Here is a 4378-nt window from a genome sequence, read left to right on the forward strand (position 1 = left end):
TACGGCGCCGTGGACTTCGCCCGGCCCGCGACCACTACCACTTCCTGGGTAAGGCCGCGTGGCGCGTGAAGAACGTGAGCGGCGCCATCCGCGTGGCCCAACTGGCCGGGGTGGAGTGGACGTGCTGGGCGGCGACCGCATCAATTTCCGCCGGGGCTTCCGGTGGACGCTGTCGCGCCGCATCCATTTCTTTGGCATGGTGGGCGGCGCGCAGAAGACCGAGCGGCTCAACGCCTCGCGCGGGCTGATCTTTCCGGTGCGCTGGCACGAGCCCTTCGGCCTGGCCGTCATCGAGAGCCTGTACTTCGGCTGCCCCGTGTTCTCGACGCCCTACGGCGCGCTGCCGGAACTGGTGCCCGCCGAATGCGGCGTGCTGGCGGACAACGCCAGTGCCCTGGCCGAGGCGGTGCGCGCCAACCGCTTCGACCCCCGGGCCTGCCACGACCATGCCGTGCGCCACTTCGGCGCCGAGCGCATGGCGCGCGACTACCTGCGCATGTACGAGCGTGTGCTGGCGGGTGAGACGCTCAATGCCCAGGCGCCCGTGATCCAGGGCGAGGCCCGCTCGCTCGCCTGGCGCAACTGAGACGCGGCGGGCGCGGCGCCGCGCTGCGCTCAGACCGCCGCGTGAACCGTGAACCCCATCGGCACCGGGCCGAAGTCCTGGATCACCTTCAGTCCCAGCGACCGGGCGCCTTGGCGGTGGTGATGCAGCCGTCCGTGCGGCCGTGCCGGCATTCCACGGCGGCCTGCGCATTGCTGTTGACGAAGCACAGCTCCGCGCCGGGGGGCGCCAGCTGCTGCGGCGCGGGATGGGTCGAGATGGTGCGGGGCGCCTCGCCCGTGCGCGATGCCAGGATCATGTTGAAAGTGGGCATCACGAAGACATCCACCATCTGGAAGCGGTTCAGGTTGGAGAACACGAGCTTGTGCAGGTCGGGATACGCCACGCACCCCAGCACCGCGATGGCCGGGTCGTCATGGAGCGACTCCGCGGCGATCTCGAAGGTGGGGTGCAGGTGCACGGTGCCTTTGCGGCCGTTGCGCCGGAACCATTCGTGGGCTGCGGCTTCGCAGTTGGTGCCGGCCGGCCCGAGGGTGTGGATGACCCGGATGTCTTTGACTGCCATGGTGGAACGGGGTGGATCGGTGAGCAAAGTGGACCCCTCGGTCGGGTATTCCGTTGGGCGGAATGCAGGATAAGGGAAACCGCCTTCCGAAGCCACCCGGATCCCGGGGCCAAGCCGCAGAACGAACGAAACAGATGTGACCATGCGCAACAGCGGGCGCATTCGCGTGATGGCGACCCCGGGGGTATGCCGACGCTCGCGTGGCGCGTGCCACGCCCTCGCAGGGAGGTCAGGCGCTCGCCAACGGCAGGCTGAGCACGAAGCAGGCGCCGCTCTCGCCGTCCGGGCGGTCCTCGCAGCGCACCGTGCCGCCCGAGCGTTCCGCGATGGACCGCACCAGCGCGAGCCCCAGGCCCACGCCGCCAGCGCGCTCGCTGGCGCCGGGCAGCCGGTAGAAGGGTTCGAAGATGCGCTCGCGCTGGGCCGGCGGCACACCGGGGCCCTGGTCGCACACGCGCACTTCGGCGTGGGTGCCGGTGCGCTGCAAGCCCCACCGTGATGTCGCCCCTGGCTGTAGCGGCGGGCGTTTTCCAGCAGGTTGCGCAGGGCGCGGCGCAGCAGCTTGGCCACGCCGTTCACCTCCAGGCCGTCCGCGCTGGCGGCGCCGGCTTCCAGCTCGGCATCCACCCGCACGCACTCCTCGGCCGCCAGGCCCAGCAGGTCCACCAGTTCGATGGTGCCCATGTCCGCCTCGCGCGCGTCCAGGCGGCTGGCGAGCAGGATCTCGTCCACCAGCTGGTCCAGCTCGGCGATGTTGCGCAGGATCTCGTCGCGAAACGCCGGGGACGGGGCCGAGCCCTGCATCAGCTCCAGCCCCATGCGGATGCGCGTGAGCGGCGAGCGCAGCTCGTGCGAGGCATTGGCCAGCAGCGACTTGTGGGATTTGACGAGCGTCTCGATGCGCGCGGCTGCGGCGTTGAACTGGCGCGCCAGATCGGCCACTTCGTCATGCCCGGTCTCGGCCACGCGCACGGACAGATCGCCTTCGCCGAAGCGCTGCACGCCGCGCTGCAAGGTCTCCAGCCGCTGCAGCAGCCGCCGGATGATGGGGAACACGCCCACGGCCACGGCCACGCCGACCAGGCCCAGCATCCAGAGGAAGCCGAACGGCGGGCGCGTCCAGAACGCCACCTCGCCGCGCCGGTCGGGGCCAGGCGGCTTCGGGCGCGGCGCCATCTGCAGCGAGAACACCTCGCCGCCTTCGGCCTCCACCCGGAACTCCAGCCCCTCGGCCGGCCCGTTCGGGATGCGCGTGGCCAGCCCGCGCAGCACTGGCTCGCCGCGCCCGTTGATCAGCACCATCTCGCGGGCGGGCGGGGTGGGGGGCGTCTGCGCGTTCTGGTCCGAGGCGATGCGCCAGGCCCATCCCACGGCCAGGGTGAGCACGGCCACGCCCACCACCACGGCCAGCCAGATGCGCAGATAGAGGCGCCGGGAAAACGGGTTGGACATGGGTCAGTCTTGCTGCTTGGCGAACACATAGCCCACGCCGCGCACCGTGAGGATGCGGCGGGGGTTCTTGGCGTCCTGCTCGATCGCGGCGCGGATGCGGCCCATGTGCACGTCGATGGAGCGGTCGAAGGCTTCCAGCTCGCGGCCGCGCACGGCCTCCATGATCTGGTCGCGCGTGAGGACGCGGCCCGCGCGTTCGGCCAGCGCCACCAGCAGGTCGAACTGGTAGGAGGTGAGCTCGGCCGGCTGGCCGCTCACGGTGACGGTGCGCGCATCGCGATCGATCTCCAGCGAGCCGAAGCGCAGCACCTGCGCGGCGGGCGTGCCGCCGTCGGTGCGCCGGCGCAGGATGGCGCGGATGCGGGCGAGCAGCTCGCGCGGCTCGAACGGCTTGGGCAGGTAGTCGTCGGCGCCCAGCTCCAGGCCGATGATGCGGTCCATCGGGTCGCCCTTGGCGGTCAGCATGAGCACCGGCACCTGCGCCGCCGGCCCCTGCAGCGAGCGGATGCGGCGGCACACTTCGAGCCCGTCCATGTCCGGCAGCATGAGGTCCAGGATCACCAGGTCGGGCAGGGGCCCCGCATCGCCCCCCCTGCAGGCGCGCCATGCCGCTCTTGCCATCGGCCATGTGCGTCACTTCCAGGCCCGACTGGCCGAGGTATTCCCCCACCATCTGGGCGAGGCGGAAGTCGTCTTCGATCATCAACAGTTGAGAGCTCATGGCGGGTGTCCTTGGGGGAGGCTTCATCGTCGCGCCGGGGGGCGTCGTTGCGTTGAAGTCCCCGTAAAGTTAGGTAAACCAGGGGCATGCCCCCAGCCAGGGCCATTTTGCGGCCGCGCAGCCCGGGCCGGCGTGGCGTGCTCCATGTGCTACTGAATTGATAGCTGCGACGGCATGAAAATCAACGGCGTGGGGGCGTTTCGATCCTGGACGCCAGCGCCACCAGCACCAGCACCGGCAGTCCCAGCAGCGCCGTCCCCACGAAAAACTCGGTGTAGCCGAAGGCGTCCACGAAGCGCCCCGAAAAGCCCGCGATCCACTTGGGCGCCAGCAGCATCATGGAGCTGAACAGCGCGTACTGCGTGGCCGAATACTGCACGTTGGTGAGACTGGACAGGTAGGCGATGAACGCCGCCGACGCGATGCCCCCCGCCAGGTTGTCGGCCGACACCACGAAGACCAGCCCCGTCACGTCGTGCCCGCGCAGGCCCAGCCAGGCGAACAGCAGGTTGCTGCAGGCGCTGAGCACCGCGCCCAGCATCAGCACGCGCATCACGCCCAGGCGCATGGACAGCACGCCGCCCACGAAGGCGCCGGCCAGCGTCATCAGCACACCGAACACCTTGGTGACCGCGGCGACCTCGTCCTTGGTGTAGCCCATGTCCACGTAGAACGGGTTGGCCATGATGCCCATCACCACGTCGCTGATGCGGTACACGGCGATGAGCGCCAGGATCAGCGCCGCCTGCCAGCGGTAGCGCCCGATGAAGTCCGCGAACGGATCGACCAGCGCGCCGCGCAGCCACTCTGCCGGGTTGCGCGCGGGCGGCAGCGGGCGCGGCACGGGCTCGCGCGACAGCAGCACGGTCGCGGTGCCCACCAGCATCGAGGCGGCCATCGTGAGGTAGGCGGCCTGCCAGGCGCCGTGCTGGTAGCCGGCGAGGCCGGGCAGTTCGGCGCGCGCGGCCACCCACAGCACGCCCGCGCCGCCCAGATCATCGCCAGGCGGTAGCCCGTCTGGTAGGTGGCGGCCAGCGCGGCCTGGCGGTCGGCGTCGGCCGATTCGATGCGGAAG

At 70.6% G+C, this 4378-nt stretch carries 1 protein-coding gene and 4 pseudogenes; 1 reads left to right on the forward strand and 4 read right to left on the reverse strand.

The genetic code is table 11. From position 1 onward, the window contains the following. Positions 1-586, forward strand: a pseudogene (locus tag AC27KI_RS19455) (glycosyltransferase); the annotation flags it as partial. 88 nt (positions 587-674) lie between these two features. Here the strand turns inward: AC27KI_RS19455 and AC27KI_RS19460 are convergent. From AC27KI_RS19460 to AC27KI_RS19475, 4 genes and pseudogenes are all read right to left on the reverse strand, one after another. Further along, the gene (locus tag AC27KI_RS19460) at positions 675-1130 is read right to left on the reverse strand and encodes a type 2 periplasmic-binding domain-containing protein (RefSeq protein WP_487090614.1); all 456 of its coding nucleotides are present in this window, start codon (positions 1128-1130) and stop codon (positions 675-677) included. Between the two features lie 229 nt (positions 1131-1359). Then, positions 1360-2582: pseudogene (locus tag AC27KI_RS19465) on the reverse strand (ATP-binding protein). A gap of 3 nt (positions 2583-2585) precedes the next feature. Next, positions 2586-3303: pseudogene (locus AC27KI_RS19470) on the reverse strand (response regulator). 181 nt (positions 3304-3484) lie between these two features. Beyond that, a pseudogene (locus AC27KI_RS19475) lies at positions 3485-4378 on the reverse strand (MFS transporter); the annotation flags it as partial.

This window comes from Acidovorax sp. KPB24-03 (assembly GCF_057546605.1).

Bases quoted from the DNA above. Each gene is read 5' to 3' on its own strand.
- AC27KI_RS19460 (WP_487090614.1), bottom strand. From the start codon at position 1,130: ATGGCAGTCAAAGACATCCGGGTCATCCACACCCTCGGGCCGGCCGGC.